Here is a 14,432-nt window from a genome sequence, read left to right as displayed (position 1 = left end):
CGCAGGAGTGGGCGATAGGCAGGACAGAACGATGGCTGAAAAGCTGACACTTGAAAGCAAGATTGCGGATATCGGTTGGCGCGCAGAGTCAACGCCGCATGAAATGGCACGCTTGTAAGGTCCGGTCATGGAAATCCTAGATATTGCTAAAACAGAATAATAAGTTTGCAATTCAAAATGTCGGGCCAAGACTTTGACTTCGGCGATCTAGGGATCGATTAGATTGGAATTATTAAACCGATATTGCAGCGCAACAGAGATTATTACTGGACAAAATTGTAGTACTGCGCGGCGCGGCGAAGCAACTTTATGATGCATAGCAAATTGAATTTATATGCAGCTCCCGGAAGCACAGAGCGAACACCGGCTCTATTGCAACCCGAAGATGCCGTCACCATCAGCAACGTTGCACCGCGCCAATGCTGCCGCGCACATGCAGATTTTCACATTACCCACATGCTCAGGAGCGCTCTGAGAGTGTCTCCGTTCGGAGACCTTAACCGGCAGACGACCATATCGGCGCGCCGTCAGGCTTCCTTTATGACTTTGACGCGCAACCCATGGGCTTTTTCGCCTTCCGGCTCGACGTGAATGGCAATGCTGGCGCCCGGATGCACCGCGCGGATGGCATCTTCAAGGCGGTCGCAGATATCATGCGCCTGGCGCACCGACATGGCAGCCGGAACGACCATATGAAAGTCCACGAAGGTCACCGCCCCTGCGCGGCGCGTCTTCAGATCATGGACGCCGAGAGACCCCACCGCATGCGTAGCGATCGCCTGTTTGATCGCCTCCTCTTCTTCCGGTTCCGCCGCATGGTCCATCAGCCCGCCGATCGAGTGGGAGATGACCTTGTAGCCCTGATAGAGAATGTTGATGGCGACCAGGATGGCGAGCACCGGGTCGAAGATCGGATAGCCGGTGGCAAGCGCCAGAAGCAGGCCAACGAGCACGCCAACTGAGGTCACGACATCCGACATGATATGCTGGCCGTCGGCTGTCAGCGCCGCCGAGCGATGCTGCGTTCCAACCCGGATCAGCAGCCTTGCCCAGACGAAGTTGATGACACCGGCCGCAAAGTTGATGGCTAAGCCAAGCACCGGCGCTTCCAGCATCTTGGGATCGCTGAGAAACCCGACGGCTTCCTTGACGATCAGGATGGCGGCGACGACGATCAGCACGCCCTCGGTGACCGCAGAAAGATATTCGGCCTTGTGGTGGCCGAACGGATGGTCGTGGTCGGCAGGCTTCTGCGCATAGCGGATCACGAAGAAGGCGATGAAGGCCGCCACGACATTGACGAAGGATTCGAGGCCGTCGGAGAGCAGCGCCACCGACCCCGTCACCCACCAGGCGGCGAGCTTCAGCCCCATCACGCCGAGCGACATCGGGATGCCCCAGAATGCCAGCCGCCGGACTGTCATATTGCCTTGTTCCGTCATCTCGTATCCCTCTGCGGATGCGAATGAATTGCAGCATTTGGCCCATTCAAACGCAAAACCGCCCACGCGAAAATCGCGCAGGCGGCTAATGCGGCTCATATGGTCGAAGACGGACGATTTGTCAAAGGGCAAGCTCATAAATCCACGTTGACGGATATTACATAACGCGTTATATAACTCGGCATACATAATGGAGCACAGCATGGTCGAAGACATCGTGCGGACATCGGGCCTGTTGACACTCGGCAGCCGCATGCGCCGCATCGGCGAGCGCCTGCAGGCCGACACGCAACAGTTCATCGACGAGGCGGGCCTCGGCATCCAGGCTGGACAATATCCGTTCCTGGCGGCGATCGACGGCGCTGGAGCGCTGACGATCGGCGAGCTTGCCCAGTCGGTCGGTATTACCCAGCCCGGCGCCACGCGCACCGTCGGCCAGCTATTGGAGCTCGGACTGGTCGATATGCAACCGGCGCCGGACGATCAGCGCCGCAGGCTCGTGTCGCTGACGGAAAAGGGTAAGCATCTCGTCGATTTCTCGCGCGCCGACGTCTGGCCGCGCATCGCCGGCGCCGTCGCCGACCTCTGCGGCAGCCTCGACGGCCCGCTTCTCGATCAGCTTGCAACAATCGAAGACGGCCTGACCGCAGCATCGCTCATCCGCCGCGCGCCGCCGAAGGAGAAGACACCATGACACATATCCTCGACCGCCCGATCTGGAACGCGCTGCAGACGGCGCATGCAGGCATCGCCGAAGGCGGCCCGCTGGCCCGGCGCTACCCGCCAGGCATCGTGCCCTTCGCGGCGGCGGCTGACGACACGCCGGAGAGCCTGGAAGCGTTGGCTGCGCTCCCCCGGCCCGATGAGACGATGGCGCTTGTGGAGCCCGGATCGGCGACAGTTCCGGATGGTTTCGACATCGTCGGCGCAGCAACGCTGATCCAGATGATCGCTAGGACGCCGCATGATCCGCTTTCCGATCCCCGTATCACTCCGCTGACAGAGGCCGACGCCGAAGAGATGCTGGCGTTAGCGCAGCTAACCAAACCCGGTCCCTTCACCCTCGGCGCCCAGAAACTCGGCACTTTCTGGGGAATCAAAAACAGCGGCAAGCTGATCGCCATGGGCGGCCAGCGGTTGCGCCAGACCGGCTTCACCGAACTCAGCGGCCTCTGCACCCACCCGGACTTCCAGGGCAAGGGTTTCGGCAAGCTGCTCTTCCGCTATGTCGCAGGCCATATCGCGGCATCCGGCGCAACTGCGTATCTGCATGTCAACGCGCTCAACACCGGGGCGATCGCGCTTTACAAGACGCTGGGCTTCGAACAGCGCTGGGAACTCAATCTGAAAATCGTCAGGCGCCGGGACTGACCGGCGCCTGAATGCTCGTCTCAGCCTGCCGGGCAGGCAGCACCGGTATCGACCCAGGCCTTGATCAGATCGCCGAATTCGGCCTGCGTGCCGGGCGCCGGCTCGCGCCCGTCGCCCGGGTTCCATCCCCAGCCGACCAGACTGTCATGCGCCATGTGCTCAACGATCTTCGACAGATCGCGCCCGCCATTGCGCTTCGGGTCCTTCAGCTGCTGGCAGATCTCGCCGAGCGACTTGCCCACCCACGCCATCTCGATCGGCGCCAGATGCCAGGCGGGATTACCGGGGATGCTCTTCAGCGTCGGCGACTGGCCGACAATCGCCGCATTGTCAGGCCCGTGGCAGGTGTTGCACATCATGCCCGGCACGCCCATGCCGCCATCGCCGCGCGTCACCGGCGGCTGGTGCGGATGCATCGCCATCGTCTGAAGTGGCCTGTCGCCCGCCGGATGGCAGTTCAGACATCGCGGATGCTCGATCACCTTGCCCGCCTCTTCGAAGAGGGCCACCGACCGCGCCTTCTGATCGGCAATCGATGCGAAGGAGGCGACCGGCTTTAGGGTCGTCTTGTCGGTTTCAGGCGCCGTCTCGGCCAATGCCATAAACGACGCGGGCAAGGCCGCAAGGAGCGAGAGACCGCCTGCCATGCAGGCGAGTACCAATTTACTTGTCATCTCCGCCCCCCTCAGCTCGTCGCCACGGCAACGATCGGCAGGCTGCGCACCGGCGCACCAGTGAGCCGCCGCCAGGCATTGGCCGTCGCGGGTCCGACCGGCGGCACGCCCGGCTCTCCCACCCCGGTGGGCGGCTCGCCGGATTTGATGACGGCGACCTCCACATCCGGCATCTCGTTGATGCGGATCGAGCGGTAATCGTGGAAGTTCGACTGCATGATCGCCCCGCCCTCGCCGAGCGTCACCGCATCGAACAGCACCGCACCAAGCCCGTAGCCGATGCCGCCCTCCATCTGGGCCTTGACGACATTCGGATTGATCGCGACACCGCAATCGACGGCGCACCAGACCTTGTGGACCCTGGGCGCCCCGTCGGCACCGGCAGAGACCTCCACCACCTGGCCGACATAGGTGTTGAAGCTCTTGACCACGGCAACGCCACGCTGCCGTCCCTCGGGGATCTTGCCGCCCCAATCGGCCATCTCCGCCGCCTTCTTGAGAACGCCGGCATAGCGCGGGTCCTCCGTCAGCTGCTCGAGCCTTCCCTGCACCGGATCCTTGCCTGCCATCTGGAACAGCTCGTCGAGGAAGGTCTCGACCGCGAAACCGGTATGCGTATGGCCGACCGAACGCCACCAGAGCGGCGGGATCGCCAGCTTCACATTATGTGAGATGACCCTGAGGTTCGGCACATCGTAAGGCAGGTCGGAGGCGCCCTCGACCGAGGTGCTGTCGAGATCGGCCTTGCCCATGATCGACTGCCCGACGATCGCCTGATCCCAGGCGACGATCCGGCCATCGGCATTGATCGCGCCACGCATCTTGTGGAGATACATCGGCCGGTAATAGCCGCCGCGAATATCGTCTTCGCGCGTCCACATATGCTTGACCGGCCGCGACTGGTCGGTCGCGGCGAAGACCGACGCCGCCTCCTGCATATAGGGCGAACCGAACTGCGCCTTTCGCCCGAAACTGCCGCCGGTGATCTGCGTGTTCAGACGCACCTTCGCCGGATCGATGCCGGTGATCTTGGCCGCCGTCGCCTTGTCCATGCCGGGGAACTGCGCCCCGTTATAGACATCGAGGCTGCCGTCCGCCGCCTTGATGAACACCGCGTCGAGCGGCTCCATCGGCGCATGCGCCAGGAACGGGAAGATGATCTGCGCCTCCAGCGTCTTCAGCGAGGTATCGGTGAAGGCCTTCTCGACGTCGCCCTTTTCGGATGCGGTGATGCCCTTCTCCGTCAGCGCCTTCGCATAGTCGGCCGAGAGCTGACCACTCGAACGTGTCTCCGCCTGCGACAGATCCCAATCGACCTTCAGCACAGACCGGCCCTTCAACGCCGCAAACGTGTTGTCGGCATAGACGGCAACGCCCTGCGGCAGCTGCTTGACATCGACGACGCCCTTGACCTTACGCGTCTCGCTATCGTCGAAGGATTTCACCGCCGCGCCGAAATGGTTCGGATGCGCGACGACGGCGACCAGCAGATCGTCAGGAATGATGTCCAGCGTATAGATCGCCTGGCCATTGGTCTTCGACACCGTGTCGAGCTTCGGCAGTTCCTGGCCGATCAGCGTGAACTTGGAGGGATCCTTGAGCTTCACGTCGGCCGGCGGCTTGATACCGGCAGCCTTGGTGGCCAGCGCTCCGAAGCCGCTGTCCTTGCCGGAGGCCGCATGTTTGACCCGACCTTTCTCGACGGTGATCTCACTGGCCGGAACCTTCCACTCATCAGCCGCCGCGGCGACCAGCATGGCGCGCGCCGTTGCCCCCGCCTGACGGAACTGCTCATAGGAATTGGCGATCGACGACGATCCGCCGGTCCCCTGCAGGCCGAAAGCGAGGTTCGCATAGACCTTGTCATCGGCCGGCGAATGCACCGCGCGCATCTGCCCCCAGTCGGCATCGAGCTCTTCGGCGACCAGCGTCGCAAGACCGGTGAACGGCCCCTGCCCGAATTCGATATGCTTGGAAAGGATCGTCACCGTATCGTCAGTGCCGATCCTGACGAAGGTGTTCAGCGTCACCAGCGCGTCCGCGCCGCCCGCCTGCACACCCTTTTCTGCGGCAAAGGCCGAAGTCTTCGGCAGCAGCGCAAAGCCGATCACCAAGCCGCCTGTTGCGGCCAGAAAGCCGCGGCGTGTCGTTGCAATCTCCTGAATGGTCATCGCTCAACCCTCCATCGACGCGGCGGCATTGTGAATGGCCGCGCGGATCCGATGGTAGGTGGCGCATCGACAGATATTCCCGGCCATCGCCCCGTCGATATCCTCGTCGGTCGGCTGCGGGATGTTCTGCAGCAGCACCACGGCCGACATGATCTGGCCGGATTGACAGTACCCGCATTGCGGCACGTCGATCTTGACCCAGGCAGCCTTCACCGCATCGGCTTCCTTGCCTTCGACACCTTCGATTGTGAAAATCTCGGATCCATCGACGGTGGAGATCGGAGTGATGCAGGAGCGGCGGGTGAAGCCGTCCATATGCACGGTGCAGGCGCCGCACTGGGCGACACCGCAGCCATATTTGGTGCCGGTCAGCTTCTCGAAATCGCGGATGACCCACAGCAGCGGCGTATCCGGATCGCCGTCGAACGTTTTCGTCTGTCCATTGAGCGTGAAAGTAACCATGGTCGAGCCTCGGGAAATTTGGCTGGACCCATTGCGGCCCCAGCGAGCATCGCAGCTTTGTTCACGACGAATAAGCTAGGGCGACGATCAACCTCGGCCATGGCAAGAACTGATAAAAGCGCGGCGTTCCAAACGCCTGAGATCAGGCGCCCTCTACGGACGCCTCACCATCATCGGTGCCAAAGACGACAGTCTGCGGCCAGCGCAGCAGCGCCTCGGCGCCCGCAGGCGTCAGGGCATAGACGCCCTTCGCCTGCTTTTCGAACCAGCCATAGACATTGCCGAGCAGGATTTTTCCGGCATCCGGCGCATACGCCTTCATATCCCGCGGCCTGACCAGCCCCTGCTGCAGAGCGGCGGCGCAGATCAGCGCCTGCTGTCGGTAGGCAGTCATCTGCGGCACGCGCGTGCTCCCGCCGAGAACGGGATCGCCACGGCGGCGCTGATGCTCCCTGACCAGCCGCGACCGCCGTTTCGGATTGGTCCGCGGCATCGGCGAGATGGACGAGACGATGACGCTCACGTCGCCGGTATCGGAAACGCCGAGCATGCCGATCCCCAGCCTGCGGCAGAGATCGCGATAGCGCTTGTCTGCCTCGCGCCCGCGCCCCTTGGCCGAAACCCGCGCGGCGATCCAGACTTCGTCGCTCATCGCCGCCCGGTCGACCGCCTGCAGGATAAGCTCGAGATTGAAGCTGAGCTTCAGCTCGCAAACGACGACCACGCTTGGGTCGCCTTCGCTGAGGCCCACGAGATCGCATCCGCCGATCTCGCCTTTGACGGCATAACCCGCCGCCTCCAGAAAGGCTTTGACCGGCAGATAAAGCGAAGTTTCCATCGGGAAGCGTTATGCCGGATTGAGATCGGCGATCTCGCCATGGCGAATGAGCAGCCGCGGCGACGACATATCGCCGGTCTCGTCATCGACCATCACCGCATAGGCGGCTACGCCGATAAACCGAGCGGCCATCGAGGTCGCAATCTTTTCTGCACTCATGGCATTCGATGCTTGCCGCATCTCGCCCGGCACCAGGTTGCCCCGGTTCTTGCGGTACGGGAGGACGATAAACTTCTCAGCATTGGCCACGACGATATCCTTATTCATCGTTCCTGAAATGTTCTGATTTGGAATGGGAAGTCAACCAGTTACTTCCTCTCCTGGGCGAAAGGCCCCGGGAGGGTTGTGAAGCCGGAGCGAAATACGCAGCAGCCACGGCAGCGGCGTCCACAGGCCGGTCGCAATCCCGGCTTCGCGCAAGCCGGCAGCGGTCCACGTATTGCAGCCGACAAGCGCGTTGAAACGGCCCTGCCCCTCGAAGAAGGCGTCGCCCTGACCATAGGAGAAGCCAAGCGGCACAGGCTTTTCATCGCCAACGGTGAAACTCGACGCGATGTAGTCCGACAGCCGCGCGAAACCTGCGGCGGACACGTCGATCGGCGTCACATCAGGATGATCAAGCGGAATATCTCCCGCCAGTTGCACATGCATGACGGCGCTATCGAGCGTCAGGCTCTTGAACACCGGCATCGGCTTCAGGTCGGCCCAGGTCGGCGTTTCGGTATAGAAAGCGCGCCCTCCCCAGCCGAAGATGATGTAGCGCACATCAGGATTGCCGAGATCGAGACCGGCATCGGCGAGAAAGCTGAAACGCTTGAGAATATCGGGCGTGGCAGGGATCGCGAAATCTGTGTGAATGGGATTGCTGAGAACGAGAATGCGGTCGGTCGCACTCGTCGTTTCGGGCGGCGGCGCACGCCAGGGCCTTGGAATCACCGTTCCGGCAACGACGGCCATGGCGGCCAGCACGACAATGATCACCAATCCCTTGAGCAGCTTCACGAGCATGCGATCTTCCGCACGAGAGATGGGAAAATGATCGGCCACCGGATGGCGGCGGCCGATCGGTATCCTTGGCTCAGGCAGCCTTAGTCTTCGCTTTCCGCGCCAGATGCGCCACCACATTCTCGATCATCCGCATCCCGGCATCGCCGCCGAGCGTCATGATCGATTCCGGGTGGAACTGCACCGCCGCGATCGGCTCCTTCGTATGCTCGATGCCCATGATCGTGCCGTCCTCGCTTTCCGCCGTGATCATGAACTCACGCGGCAGGGTCGAGGGATCGGCGAAGATCGAGTGGTAGCGGCCGACGGTGACTTCCTTGCCGAGGCCGGAGAACACCAGGCCGGGCTCCAGAACGCGGATGCGCGACGGCTTGCCGTGCATCGGCAGCGCCAGATGGCGAAGCTCGCCGCCATAGGCCTCGGCGAGCGCCTGCAGACCCAAGCAGACGCCGAAGATGGGCAGGTTGCGGGCGCGCGCCTTCTTGATCGTCGCCTTGCAATCGAAATCCTTCGGATTGCCCGGTCCCGGCGACAGCACGACCAGGTCAGGATCGAGCCGGTCGAAGATTTCGTCCGGCACCGGCGTGCGCACGGTCGAGACCGTCGCGCCCGTCTGGCGGAAATAGTTCGCCAGCGTGTGGACGAAGCTGTCTTCGTGGTCGATCAACAGGATATTGACGCCCTTGCCGACGGCAGCGACGTCGCGGCTGACCTTGCCGGAATTGCCGGCCTTGGCATCGCGAATGGCGGAAAGCATGGCGGAGGCCTTCAGTTCGGTTTCGGCTTCTTCTTCCTCGGGGATGGAATCGTTGAGCAAGGTGGCCCCTGCCCTGACTTCGGCGATCCCGTCCTTGATGCGCACGGTGCGCAGCGTCAGCCCCGTGTTCATGTCGCCATTGAAGCCGACCATGCCGATCGCTCCGCCATACCAGGCGCGCGGGCTCTTTTCATGGCTTTCGATGAAGCGCATCGCCCAGAGTTTTGGCGCACCTGTCACCGTGACCGCCCAGGCATGGCTAAGGAAGCCGTCGAAGGCATCCATGTCGTCGCGCAGGCGGCCCTCGATGTGATCGACCGTGTGGATCAGGCGCGAATACATCTCGATCTGGCGGCGGCCGATGACCTTGACCGATCCCGGCTCGCAAACGCGGCTCTTGTCGTTGCGGTCGACATCCGAGCACATCGTCAGCTCGGACTCGTCCTTCTTGGAGTTCAGCAGCTTCAGGATCTGCTCGCTGTCGGCGATCGGGTCCTCGCCGCGCTTGATGGTACCCGAGATCGGGCAGGTCTCGATGCGGCGGCCGGAAACGCGCACAAACATTTCGGGCGACGCGCCGACCAGATATTCCTGGTTTCCAAGGTTGATGAAGAAGGAGTAAGGCGACGGATTGATCGCCTTCAGCCGCTTGGAAATGTCTGATGGTTTGCTCTCGCAGCGCTCCATGAACTTCTGGCCGGGAACGACCTCGAACAGATCGCCGCGGCGGAAGCTTTCCTTCGCCTTGGTGACCAGCTCGGCATATTCGCCGGGGCGATGATCGCTCTTTGGCGGAATGGCATCGGTGCGCACGAAAGGCTCCGGTGCGATATCGCCGGCCTTGCCCTCGGTCGTCAGGCCGCCCTTGGCGAAGTCGTAGCGATCGACCCAGGCCTTGGCCGAGTAATTATCGACGACGAGGATCTCGTCCGGCAGATAGAGCACCATGTCACGCTGGTCATCGGCACGCTTCAGCTTCAGGTCGATCGCATCGAACTGGAAGGCCAGATCGTAGCCAAAGGCGCCGTAAAGCCCGAGGCTGGCATCGGCCTGCGAATAGAAGAGATCGGTGACGGCGCGCAGCACCGTAAACACCGTCGGCATCTTCGAGCGCTCTTCTTCGGTAAACACCCGGTCGGGCAGCTTCACCTTGAGATCGAGCCGGCGGGCGGTGGCAGCACCAAGCTCCAGCTCGCGCACGGCCTTCAGACGCTCGGTCACGAAGCCGAGCAGCACTTCGCCGCGCTCGTTATAGGCTTCGATCCAGACATCGCGACCGAAGGAGGAAATGCCGAGCGGCGGATCGACGACGGCCGTATCCCAGCGCGTGTAGCGGCCCGGATATTCGTAGTTCGAGGAGAACACCGCGCCGCGGCGCTCATCGAGCTTGTCGACATAGGAAACCACGGCATCCGCATAGGGAATGGGCCGCCGCTGCCGGGTGACGGTGATGCCGCCCTTGGTCTCGTAGATTTCCGCACCATCGTCCCGAAGGATCGTAACCATAGTTCCACTCCGTTATCGGTGCCCGGACGCAAGGCGGCCAGAAAACAAAAAAGCCGCCTCGAAAGTTTCGGGCGGCTCACTCGTCGTCTGAAGACACGATTGGTCGAGGCCGCCTCAGCGAGCCCACCACCAAACTGCAATGTTCTTCGACGTGTTCATGGCGAAATTGTTAGCGTGAGATGAGAGAGAGCGCAAGAGGCGAATATGGAATGAAAAAGGGCGGCCCGAAGGCCGCCCTTGTCGTTGAATCCGTCGATCAGAACTTGGCTTTTGCCGTCAGCATGAACGTACGGCCGCGGCCGGTATCGATCGTGCTGCCTGCGATTGTGCTCGACGCTGGCGTATAAGCCTTGTCGAAGACATTGGTGACGCTGGCGGTGACTTCGAAGCCCTGCTCGAACTTGTAGTTGGCGAACAGGTCGACAAGGCCGTAACCCGGCTTGTAGGGGCTGGCGCCCGCTGCGACGTTGACATCACCGATGTTCGCACGGCTCGCGGCATAGAAGCGCGTACCGACCGTCAGGCGCTGATCTTCGAGGAAGCGTGCGCCAAGCGTCGCCGTGAAGATGTCGTCAGGCAGGTAGGACTGGACGCCAAAACCGTTGATCTGCGATGGCAGGTCGGTGTCCGTGTGGGTGTAGGACAGATCGCCGAAGACGAAACCGGCATCGTAGCCAGCCTGAATTTCGATACCTTGAACCGTCGAAGTACCGGGATTGTTGGTGAAAAATACACCGCCCGTCGGCGTAAACGCGGCCGTTATGTAATTATCGACACGATCATAGAAGTAGTTCGCTTTGAACCGGAAGCTGTCACCGGAATCAAACAGACCATCGACCTTGACGTTTGCCCCGATTTCCCAGCCTTTCGAGACTTCCGGCTCTAGGAACGGATTTGGGAAGAAGGACATCCGGCCGCCAGGATGCGTACCGCCAACAAATGTCTCGTTGATCGTCGGCGAACGCATCGTTTCGGCATAGGTCACATAGGGCTGGAGCCAATCGGTGGCGTTGACTGCCAGCGTCACACTCGGATCAAGCCGGCCATCGGAGCGATCGACCGAGTACGGTCCTGCAGGCAGCCCAGCAGGATTGCCTGCGGTAACGGCCCCGGAGCCGCTGAGATCGAAATGGTTGTAACGCAGACCGAGCGTCAAATCCGTGATGCCGTATGTAAACGTCGTGCTGTTGAAAACACCGAGCGTGCCATTCTTGCCGTCGCCGTTCACTCCGCCCTGCGGCTGCGCCGTGCTGTTCATGACATCATAAGTGTCGTGGAAATATTCGACACCATAGTTCGATGAGACCGAGACATCGCCGAGATCGAATTTCGAGGTGTTCGAGACGTCGAAACCGATACCGGTATCGGTTATCTCGCGTCCGGCCGCAGTTCCTCCGCCAGTCGCGTTTGTATCATACGTCATCTTCAAACGGTTGTAATAGAAACCGGTCTTGAAATCGATGAGATCGTTGTCGCCGGGCTTGTATTCGTAGGTCGCGCTGAAGGTCTTGTTCTTCAAATTCTGATAGTAAGAGTTGGCAAAGAAGTCGTTGTCATAGGTCAATCCGCCGATGCGGATGGTGTTTTCGGCGTTCGGCGTGATTTCAGCCTTGAGCAGGCCCGAGATCAGATCCTCTTCGGTAAACGGAACCTCGACGCCATCGCCGTTGTCGAAATTCTTGGGATCGCTTTTGCTGATGCCGCCGACAACGGCAAACACATCATTGAACCGGTAGGCACCGACTGCGGATTCAGACCAGCCCATGCCGTTATCGCCGGTGGTCGCCGAAACGATGCCGCCATAGCTCTTGTCGCCCTGGATAAGATCGTCGACATTGTAGGTCTGGAAATTGACGGAACCGGCAAGCGCACCGCCGCCAATACCGGTGACCGCCCCGCGCGTGATATCGATGCCAGCCAGGAACGCCGGATCGACATAGGTGAGGCCCTGCGCCTCATGGCCGGTGAAGCGGAAGTTCTGCCGAACGCCGTCGATCATCATGTTGACACGGCCAGAACCTTCAAAGCCGCGGATGTTGACGGCAACGCCAGGATTCTGCGGATTGTTAGCGGTCGACGTGCCTGGAACGCCACGCAGCAGATCGTCCGTTTCCTGCCCAGATTGAAGGTCGATCTGGTCCGCTGTCACCGTGCTAGAAGGACCGGCCTTGTCGTAGGGGTCATTCGCTGCCTTGCGATCGCCCTTGACGATGATGGGAGAAAGGAACGTTTCTCCGTCCTTCGTCTGCTTATCGTCCGACTGCTGCCCGGCCGGGGTCGCGCTCTGCGCAAGGCTGATCGACGAATGAGAAATTAGAGCAAGCGCCGTGCAAGCAAGCAGCAGCGAACGCGAATTGCGGACAACCATAAAACCAACCCTCTATATGATGAAGTACCGGGCTGGCTGGTCGGTTCGCATGGCGCGATCGAGGGGCTGGCTAGGTGTTTTCAGATTGAGGCGGCCCCAAAAACCGCCTTCTTTTTGCCGCAATAAAAAACATGACTATTTGTGTCAATATATCGGTGCCGATTATCTTGATAATAATCATCATGTTTTAACGATCCACACAAACGTTGCGAAATTGCAACGAAAACAGCCCGTTTGCGTTGTCCCTCCTGCCGCTAACAGCAACGTGGGATGGGCATGTGAAAATCGCTTCCGCAATTGCCGCCATGAGCCTCACCGTCTTCATGCTCTCGGGCGCCACCCTGCCCCGCAACGGGCCGGTACCGGAACAGAAGCCTGAAGCAGCCGAACCGGCAGCGCCGCAAGACCAGACTCCGCCGGTGCAGACAGCACCCGTTCCCCAACCCAAACCCGAAGAGGCAAAGCCCGAACAGCCGAAATCCGATGACGGCAAGCCGGCGCCTGCCACGTCAGGCAAACCGGAAGAGACCGCCCCGGAAACGGCCAAACCCGATGCGTCGCAACCCACCGATCAGAAACCGGAGGATGCCAGGCCCGAAACGCCGAAAGCCGAGACGCTGGAAGATCAGCACCTGACGATCGAGCCGGAGAGCGATACCGACCATGCCGATTGCATCAAGGAGCTGCAGAGCCTCGGCGTCGTCTTCAAGGAGATCCCCCGGATCGACGACGGCAACGGCTGCGGCATCGACAAGCCGATCGTGCTGTCGGAAGCGCTCCCCGGCATCAAGGTGAAACCCGAAGCGACGCTGCGCTGCCCGACGGCGCGGGCGCTCGCTCACTGGATGAAGGAAAGCGTCATCCCGGCCGCCGCCGTTGCCGCCAAGGATCAGGGCAAGATCACCACGATCAATCAGGCCTCGGCCTATATCTGCCGCCTGCGCAACAGCGCCGAAACCGGCAAGATCTCCGAACACGCCCGCGGCAACGCCATCGATGTCGCAAGCTTCAGCTTCGAGAAGGGCGAGGATATCGCCGTCAAGCCGCGCCGCGAGGATTCAACGCTGACCGGCGCCTTCCAGCGCACCGTCAGCGCCTCCGGCTGCCTCTATTTCTCGACCGTGCTCGATCCGGAAAGCGACGCGGCGCACGAGACGCATTTCCATCTCGATGTTCTCGAGCGCAAGGGCGGATACCGGTATTGTCACTAGCGAAACCCCAGTAGATCAATGACTTGCGATTCCAGCTTGAATCGAAATATCGGCGCATTAAACTTCCATCACAGGAACGCACAAAAGAGCTCCGATGACGCTACTCAGCTTTCAAGTCGATCAATCCACGATATCCCGCCTCGACCGCCTCGCCGAGCGCCGAAAACTGTCGCCGGAAGAAGTCGCTACTCTCGCTATCGAAGAGTTCGTCGAGCGCGAGGAATGGCAGATCTCCGAGATAGAAGCAGCCGTCAGAGAAGCAGACAAAGGTGACTTCGCAAGCGCCGACGAGGTCGACACCGTCCTTTCCAAATATACGGCGCCGCCCACCGAACGATGAAGCGCGAGCTGCTATGGACCCGCCGGGCGCTCGCCCGCCTCGACCAGATTGGCACCTACATCGCGAAGCATGATCCGGCGGCCGCAGGCCGGGTCGTCCACCGGCTGTCCTCAATGGCAGCAACGCTTCAGACACGCCCTCTTATCGGTCGCGAGGGCCGCGTTTCCGGAACCAGGGAGATGGTGCTGAGCGACATCGCTTATATCATCGCTTACCGGGTGACGGAAACGAAGCTCGAAATCCTCACTATCCTGCATACATCCCAGCGCTGGCCGGACAAGCTCTGA

Annotated in this window: 14 protein-coding genes; 5 read left to right on the top strand and 9 right to left on the bottom strand. The window is 61.2% G+C overall.

Annotated elements, in window-relative coordinates:
• Window positions 1-527: 527 nt before the first annotated feature.
• Window positions 528-1,442 (bottom strand): CDF family cation efflux transporter EmfA, encoded by a 915-nt coding sequence (gene emfA / locus AB4Z25_RS00895; protein ID WP_112516093.1) that lies wholly within the window; start codon window positions 1,440-1,442, stop codon window positions 528-530.
• Between the two features lie 202 nt (window positions 1,443-1,644).
• On the opposite strand from emfA, the gene AB4Z25_RS00890 reads away from it, so the two are divergent.
• Together AB4Z25_RS00890 and AB4Z25_RS00885 are read left to right on the top strand one after the other, a co-directional pair.
• Entirely contained in the window at window positions 1,645-2,136 is a 492-nt protein-coding gene (locus AB4Z25_RS00890; RefSeq protein WP_112537896.1) for a MarR family transcriptional regulator, read from the top strand.
• The gene (locus AB4Z25_RS00885) at window positions 2,133-2,813 is read left to right on the top strand and encodes a GNAT family N-acetyltransferase (RefSeq protein ID WP_112537897.1); all 681 of its coding nucleotides are present in this window, start codon (window positions 2,133-2,135) and stop codon (window positions 2,811-2,813) included. Before AB4Z25_RS00890 ends, AB4Z25_RS00885 begins: the two co-directional genes overlap by 4 nt.
• Window positions 2,814-2,833: 20 nt before the next feature.
• On the opposite strand, the gene AB4Z25_RS00880 is transcribed toward AB4Z25_RS00885, so the two are convergent.
• The 8 genes from AB4Z25_RS00880 to AB4Z25_RS00845 form a co-directional block, all read right to left on the bottom strand.
• A complete protein-coding gene (locus tag AB4Z25_RS00880; RefSeq protein WP_112537898.1) occupies window positions 2,834-3,487 on the bottom strand; it encodes an Isoquinoline 1-oxidoreductase subunit in 654 nt (217 codons plus the stop codon).
• A gap of 11 nt (window positions 3,488-3,498) precedes the next feature.
• On the bottom strand, window positions 3,499-5,658 hold the full coding sequence (locus tag AB4Z25_RS00875) for a xanthine dehydrogenase family protein molybdopterin-binding subunit (protein WP_112537899.1): 2,160 nt from the start codon (window positions 5,656-5,658) through the stop codon (window positions 3,499-3,501).
• Between the two features lie 3 nt (window positions 5,659-5,661).
• Window positions 5,662-6,120, bottom strand: a complete 459-nt coding sequence (locus AB4Z25_RS00870; protein WP_112515704.1) for a (2Fe-2S)-binding protein — start codon at window positions 6,118-6,120, stop codon at window positions 5,662-5,664.
• A gap of 142 nt (window positions 6,121-6,262) precedes the next feature.
• Window positions 6,263-6,958 (bottom strand): DUF2161 family putative PD-(D/E)XK-type phosphodiesterase, encoded by a 696-nt coding sequence (locus tag AB4Z25_RS00865; protein ID WP_112537900.1) that lies wholly within the window; start codon window positions 6,956-6,958, stop codon window positions 6,263-6,265.
• Window positions 6,959-6,967: 9 nt separating this feature from the next.
• A complete protein-coding gene (locus tag AB4Z25_RS00860; RefSeq protein ID WP_112386207.1) occupies window positions 6,968-7,207 on the bottom strand; it encodes a hypothetical protein in 240 nt (79 codons plus the stop codon).
• A 51-nt stretch (window positions 7,208-7,258) separates the two neighbouring features.
• On the bottom strand, window positions 7,259-7,966 hold the full coding sequence (locus tag AB4Z25_RS00855; RefSeq protein ID WP_112537901.1) for a TIGR02117 family protein: 708 nt from the start codon (window positions 7,964-7,966) through the stop codon (window positions 7,259-7,261).
• 70 nt (window positions 7,967-8,036) lie between these two features.
• Window positions 8,037-10,226, bottom strand: a complete 2,190-nt coding sequence (locus tag AB4Z25_RS00850; RefSeq protein WP_112515702.1) for an anthranilate synthase — start codon at window positions 10,224-10,226, stop codon at window positions 8,037-8,039.
• 256 nt (window positions 10,227-10,482) lie between these two features.
• On the bottom strand, window positions 10,483-12,594 hold the full coding sequence (locus tag AB4Z25_RS00845; RefSeq protein WP_112537902.1) for a TonB-dependent receptor domain-containing protein: 2,112 nt from the start codon (window positions 12,592-12,594) through the stop codon (window positions 10,483-10,485).
• 278 nt (window positions 12,595-12,872) lie between these two features.
• Here AB4Z25_RS00845 and AB4Z25_RS00840 point away from each other — a divergent pair, with 278 nt between their 5' ends.
• From AB4Z25_RS00840 to AB4Z25_RS00830, 3 genes are all read left to right on the top strand, one after another.
• Complete coding sequence (locus AB4Z25_RS00840; protein ID WP_442207805.1) at window positions 12,873-13,805, top strand: extensin family protein; 933 nt, start codon at window positions 12,873-12,875, stop codon at window positions 13,803-13,805.
• A 94-nt stretch (window positions 13,806-13,899) separates the two neighbouring features.
• Window positions 13,900-14,145, top strand: coding sequence for a CopG family ribbon-helix-helix protein (locus AB4Z25_RS00835; RefSeq protein ID WP_442207804.1), 246 nt, complete (start codon window positions 13,900-13,902; stop codon window positions 14,143-14,145).
• Entirely contained in the window at window positions 14,142-14,432 is a 291-nt protein-coding gene (locus AB4Z25_RS00830) for a type II toxin-antitoxin system RelE/ParE family toxin (RefSeq protein ID WP_112537905.1), read from the top strand. The genes AB4Z25_RS00835 and AB4Z25_RS00830 overlap by 4 nt, the downstream gene beginning before the upstream one ends.

Origin of the sequence: Rhizobium sp. RAF36, from assembly GCF_052114105.1 — a bacterium.
In the GTDB taxonomy this organism is placed as follows: Bacteria; Pseudomonadota; Alphaproteobacteria; order Rhizobiales; family Rhizobiaceae; genus Rhizobium.
The sequence above is the reverse complement of the archived record's forward strand: the minus strand, read 5'-3'. Positions and strand labels throughout refer to the sequence as shown.

What these genes read in the sequence shown, in the direction of transcription:
- AB4Z25_RS00865 (WP_112537900.1), bottom strand. Translation starts at nt 6,958, where the DNA reads ATGGAAACTTCGCTTTATCTGCCGGTCAAAGCCTTTCTGGAGGCGGCG.
- AB4Z25_RS00890 (WP_112537896.1), top strand. Translation starts at nt 1,645, where the DNA reads ATGGTCGAAGACATCGTGCGGACATCGGGCCTGTTGACACTCGGCAGC.
- AB4Z25_RS00870 (WP_112515704.1), bottom strand. Translation starts at nt 6,120, where the DNA reads ATGGTTACTTTCACGCTCAATGGACAGACGAAAACGTTCGACGGCGAT.
- AB4Z25_RS00850 (WP_112515702.1), bottom strand. Translation starts at nt 10,226, where the DNA reads ATGGTTACGATCCTTCGGGACGATGGTGCGGAAATCTACGAGACCAAG.
- AB4Z25_RS00875 (WP_112537899.1), bottom strand. Translation starts at nt 5,658, where the DNA reads ATGACCATTCAGGAGATTGCAACGACACGCCGCGGCTTTCTGGCCGCA.
- AB4Z25_RS00830 (WP_112537905.1), top strand. Translation starts at nt 14,142, where the DNA reads ATGAAGCGCGAGCTGCTATGGACCCGCCGGGCGCTCGCCCGCCTCGAC.
- AB4Z25_RS00835 (WP_442207804.1), top strand. Translation starts at nt 13,900, where the DNA reads ATGACGCTACTCAGCTTTCAAGTCGATCAATCCACGATATCCCGCCTC.
- emfA (WP_112516093.1), bottom strand. Translation starts at nt 1,442, where the DNA reads ATGACGGAACAAGGCAATATGACAGTCCGGCGGCTGGCATTCTGGGGC.
- AB4Z25_RS00880 (WP_112537898.1), bottom strand. Translation starts at nt 3,487, where the DNA reads ATGACAAGTAAATTGGTACTCGCCTGCATGGCAGGCGGTCTCTCGCTC.
- AB4Z25_RS00845 (WP_112537902.1), bottom strand. Translation starts at nt 12,594, where the DNA reads ATGGTTGTCCGCAATTCGCGTTCGCTGCTGCTTGCTTGCACGGCGCTT.
- AB4Z25_RS00855 (WP_112537901.1), bottom strand. Translation starts at nt 7,966, where the DNA reads ATGCTCGTGAAGCTGCTCAAGGGATTGGTGATCATTGTCGTGCTGGCC.
- AB4Z25_RS00885 (WP_112537897.1), top strand. Translation starts at nt 2,133, where the DNA reads ATGACACATATCCTCGACCGCCCGATCTGGAACGCGCTGCAGACGGCG.